Genomic DNA, 4,426 nt, shown 5'->3' with positions numbered 1-4,426 from the left:
TCGAAGGGCTCGTGAGTGGTCCAGATCTTCTTGACGAGCCGGATGTACTCGCGCGCGCCCGGCCGCTCCGGCGTGAGCGGGCGCCCCTCCTGCCGCGCGCCGGGCCCTGGACCACCTCCACGCCCGGGGCGCCACCGCGTACGGTCAGGCCCCGTACACCAACCGCCCGCCGACGTACGTCCGTTCCACCCGGGCCTCGGCGATCTCGTCGGCCGGGGCGGCCAGGACGTCGCGGTCGAGCACGACGAGGTCGGCGAGGTGGCCCGGGAGCAGGCTGCCCGCGTCGTCGACGCCGTTCACGTGGGCCGCGCCGGCCGTGTACGCGGTCAGCGCGGAGATCAGGTCGATGCGCTCCTCCGGGTAGAACACCGGCGCGTCCGGCGTCCCCGGGTCGCGCCGGTTCACGGCGACGTGGACGCCCTCGATCGGGTTCGGGCTGGAGACCGGCCAGTCGCTGCCCGCCGCCAGCGTCGCCCCTGCGCGCAGCAGCGAACCGAAGGGGTACTGCCAGGACGCCCGCTCCGGCCCCAGGAAGGGGATCGTCAGCGTGTCCATCTGCGGCTCGTGCGCCGCCCACAGCGGCTGGATGTTGGCGATGGCGCCGAGCGCGGCGAAGCGGCGCAGGTCGTCGGGGTGGACGACCTGGAGGTGGGCGAGGTGGTGGCGGTTGCCGCGCCGCCCGTTGGCCGCGACCGCCGCCTCGATCGCGTCCAGCGCCTCCCGCACGGCACGGTCGCCGAGCGCGTGGAAGTGCACCTGGAAGTCGAGGGCGTCGAGCTCGGTCACGTGGCCGCGCAGCGCCTCGGGGTCGACGAAGCTGAGCCCGCTGTTGGCGGTCGCGCAGCCGCAGCCGTCGAGGTACGGGGCGGTCATCGCGGCCGTGAAGTTCTCCGCGATCCCGTCCTGCATGATCTTGACCGAGCCGGCCCGGAAGCGGCCCGAGCTCAACCGCTCGCGGCGGTCCACCAGTTCGGGGATCTGCTCGGCTCCCCGGTCCCGGTCCCACCACAGGGCGCCGGTCACCCGGGCCGTCAGCGAACCGTCCCGCGCCGCCGTCCGATAGGCGTCCGACGGGTCGGCCATGCCGTTGAACGCGCCGAGCAGGGCGTCCTGCCAGCCGGTGACGCCCAGCGAGTGCAGCAGCCGCTGCGCCCGCAGCAGGCCCGCGAGCCGGTCCTCCGCGGTCTTCTCCGGGACCAGGCGGGAGACCAGATCGGTCGCCCCCTCCTGGAGGGTGCCGCTCGGGGTGCCGTCGGCCTCCCGCTCGATCCGGCCGTCCGCCGGGTCCGGGGTGTCGGCGGTGAGGCCGGCCAGCTCCAGCGCCCGGGTGTTCGCCCAGGCGCCGTGGTGGTCGCGGTTGGACAGCAGGACGGGGCGGTCGGGGACGACCGCGTCGAGGAGCTGCCGGGTCGGCAGGCCGCCCTCGAAGCTCTCCATCGACCAGCCGCCGCCGGTGATCCACTCGCGGTCCGGGTGCGCCTCGGCGTACGCGCGGATCCGCTCCAGGTACTCCCGGACGTCGACGCTGCCGGTGAGGTCGCACTCGGCCAGCTCGCAGCCGCCGCCCACCGCGTGGATGTGGGAGTCCTGGAACCCGGGCAGCAGCAGCTTCCCGGTCAGGTCCACCACCTCGGTGCCGGGGCCGATCAGCTCGCGCACCTCGTCGTGGCCGACGGCCGTGATCCGGTCGCCGGTCACGGCGAGCGAGGTGGCCCGGCTCCGTGCCGGATCCAGGGTGAGGACGGGACCTCGGGTGAAGACCAGATCGGCCTGGGGCATACGACGGCTCCCTTGCGTGCGGCGCGCCGGACGGCGCGGGGCGGACGACGGCGGCCGGCGCGCGGCACGGCGGACGTCGGACGGGGTGCCACCCGCCGGGGCGGCCGGACCGCACCGGTGCCGCCGCGCGGGTGACGGGCGCCATCGAAGCCCGGACGCCGTTTACACGTCAATGGTGTTGACATAAGGTCCCGCCATGTCCGCACGCGTTGTACCCGAAGACAGCCGGCGGCGTCGCCGGCCGACCAAGCAGGGCGCCGTCCTCTCCGAACGGCTCATCGTCGACACCGCGCTGCGCCTGGTGGCCCGGCACGGCGCCGAAGCCCTCTCGGTACGGAGGCTGGGCGCGGCCCTCGGTGCCGACCCCAGCGCCCTCTACCGCTACTTCCGCAACACCGACGCCCTGTTGCTCGCGATCGCCGACGAGATCATCGGCCGCGCGCAGGAGGGCTGGGAGGCGACCGGGGAGTGGCGCGAGGACCTGCGCGCGCTGGGCCTGCGCATCCACGCCGCGTACCTCGCCCAGCCGCAGGCCGCGATCCTCGCCGCGCACCGCACCACCGGCCGGCCGCACGAGACGCGGGCGGTCGAGAAGATCCTCGGCGTCCTGCGGGGCGGCGGCTTCCCGGACCCGCTGGCGGTCCGCGCCTACCACGCCTTCGTCGACCAGGCCCTCGCCTTCGCCGCCCAGGACGCGGCCGCCGCCGCGCTGCCGCCCGCCGCGGCCGAGGCGGACACCGAGGTCTGGCACGAGGTCTACGGCCGCCTTCCCGCCGCCTCCCACCCGAACATCGCCGCCACCTACCCCCTGCTCGCCGCCGACATGCGCGACAGCGGCTACCCCTTCGCCCTGGAGCTCATGCTGACGGCCCTGGAGACCCTGCGCCCCGGTACCGCCGGGGCCCCGGAACGCGGCCCCGGCAAAGGTTCCTGACCCTCCGTCAAGCAGCCGGGACCGGAGCGTGACGGCCCACCGCCGCCAGGTCCGCCGAGATCCGGTCCGCCGTCTCCCGCAGCCGCGGGAGGAGCGTCTCCAGGCTCTCCTCCGGGGAGCAACGCCCGGCGCCCAGGGCGACGTTGAGCGCGGCGACGACCCTCCCCGCGCCGTCCCGGAGCGGCACCGCGATCGACCGCAGCCCCTCCTCCAGCTCCTCCTCCACCCAGCCGAAGCCCCGCTCCGCGGTCGCCGCCACGGCCTCCCGCAGCGCCCCGGCCCCGGTCAGGGTCCGGGGCGTCAGGGCCTCCGGGACGATCCGGGCGAGCCGCTCGTCCCGCTCGGCCTCCGGCAGGGCGCCGAGCAGCACCCGCCCCATCGAGGTGGCGTACGCGGGCAGCCGGGTGCCCACCACGATGTCGATGTGCAGCAGCCGGCTGCCCGCCACCCGCGCCACGTACCGGATGTCGTCCCCGTCGAGCACCGCCACCGACGCCGACTCGCGCACGGTCCGCACCAGCCGGACCAGGTGCGGGCCGGCGATCTCGGGGAGGGTGAGGGCGGAGAGCCGGGCGTGGCCGAGTTCGAGGACCCGGGGGAGGAGGACGAAGCCCCCGGCCTCCTCGCGCGCGTACCCCAGCCGGCACAGGGTGAGCAGGGAGCGCCGGGCGGTCGCCCGGGGCAGCCCGGCGAGCCGGGCGAGATCGGTGAGCCGGGCCGCCCCGCGTACGGCTCCGAAGGCGCGCAGCACGTCGAGCCCCCGGGCCAGCGACTGGAGGAAGCCGGAGCCCAGCTCCCGCTTGAACCCGGCCGCGGCGGACGCCCCGGCGGGCCCCTGGACCCCCGTCCGCCCGGCGCCGGCGGCGAGCGCCGCCTCCATCGCGGCGACCGTCCGCGCGAGCGGCGGCAGGGCCAGCTCCGCCAGCGCCGCGGCGTCGTGCCGGCTGGTGTGGCTGACGACGCTCACCGCGCACACCACCGCCCCGGCCGGATCCCGCACCGGCAGGGCGACCGCCACCAGGCCCGGCTCGATCAACTGGTCGTCGACCGCGGCCCTTCGCTCGCGGGCGTGCCGCACCCGCGCGAGGAACCCGGTGCCGCCCGGGTACGCCGCGCACCGCTCCTCGTCCCACGCGGCGGCGAACAGGGCGCCGGGCGCGCAGCGTTCGACCGGCAGCAGGTCCCCGGGCCGGAAGGAGATGGCCATGGCCCGGCGGCGGCTCGCCTGCGTCAGGAAGCGGACCCCGTCGCCGTCCGGCACGGCCAGCGACACCGGCGCGTCGAGCAGTTCGGCGAGCGCGGCGGCGTGCGGACCGAGGAGCTCCGGCAGTCCGCAGGAGTCCAGGTAGGCGTTGCCGATCTCGGCGGCCCCGGGCGCGAGCAGCAGGTCCCGCCCCTCGGCCCGCAGCACCCCGAGCGCGGTGAGCGTGGTGGCGACCCGGTCGACCGTGGCCCGCGCCAGCCCCGTCGCCCGGGCGATCTCGCCGAGCCCCCGCCGCCCGTCCGCCCCGGCGACCACGGCCCGCAGCACGGCGAGCCCCCGGTCGAGCGGCCCGACCACCCCGTCGGCTTCCGACGTCGTCATGGCCTCTCCCTCCTCCGCGGACGCGGGAGAACCGTATCCGGGCACACTCGACTCCGGGGCCGACGGGGCCGACGGGGCCGACGGGGCCGACGAGACCGGCTGAACCGACGGGACCGGATGAACCGGCT

The 4,426-nt window shown here is 76.6% G+C and carries 3 protein-coding genes; 1 reads left to right on the top strand and 2 read right to left on the bottom strand.

Features of this window, described 5'->3' with window-relative positions:
* Positions 1-144: 144 nt before the first annotated feature.
* Positions 145-1,779, bottom strand: a complete 1,635-nt coding sequence (locus AB0E83_RS35200; protein ID WP_362120858.1) for an amidohydrolase — start codon at positions 1,777-1,779, stop codon at positions 145-147.
* A gap of 196 nt (positions 1,780-1,975) precedes the next feature.
* Here AB0E83_RS35200 and AB0E83_RS35195 point away from each other — a divergent pair, with 196 nt between their 5' ends.
* Positions 1,976-2,713 (top strand): TetR/AcrR family transcriptional regulator, encoded by a 738-nt coding sequence (locus AB0E83_RS35195; RefSeq protein WP_362120856.1) that lies wholly within the window; start codon positions 1,976-1,978, stop codon positions 2,711-2,713.
* Between the two features lie 7 nt (positions 2,714-2,720).
* Here AB0E83_RS35195 and AB0E83_RS35190 read toward each other — a convergent pair whose 3' ends face one another.
* The gene (locus AB0E83_RS35190; RefSeq protein WP_362120854.1) at positions 2,721-4,298 is read right to left on the bottom strand and encodes an IclR family transcriptional regulator C-terminal domain-containing protein; all 1,578 of its coding nucleotides are present in this window, start codon (positions 4,296-4,298) and stop codon (positions 2,721-2,723) included.
* Positions 4,299-4,426: the final 128 nt, after the last annotated feature.

The sequence above is a fragment of the Streptomyces sp. NPDC035033 genome (assembly GCF_040636735.1).
In the GTDB taxonomy this organism is placed as follows: Bacteria; Actinomycetota; Actinomycetes; order Streptomycetales; family Streptomycetaceae; genus Streptomyces.
The sequence above is the reverse complement of the archived record's forward strand: the minus strand, read 5'-3'. Positions and strand labels throughout refer to the sequence as shown.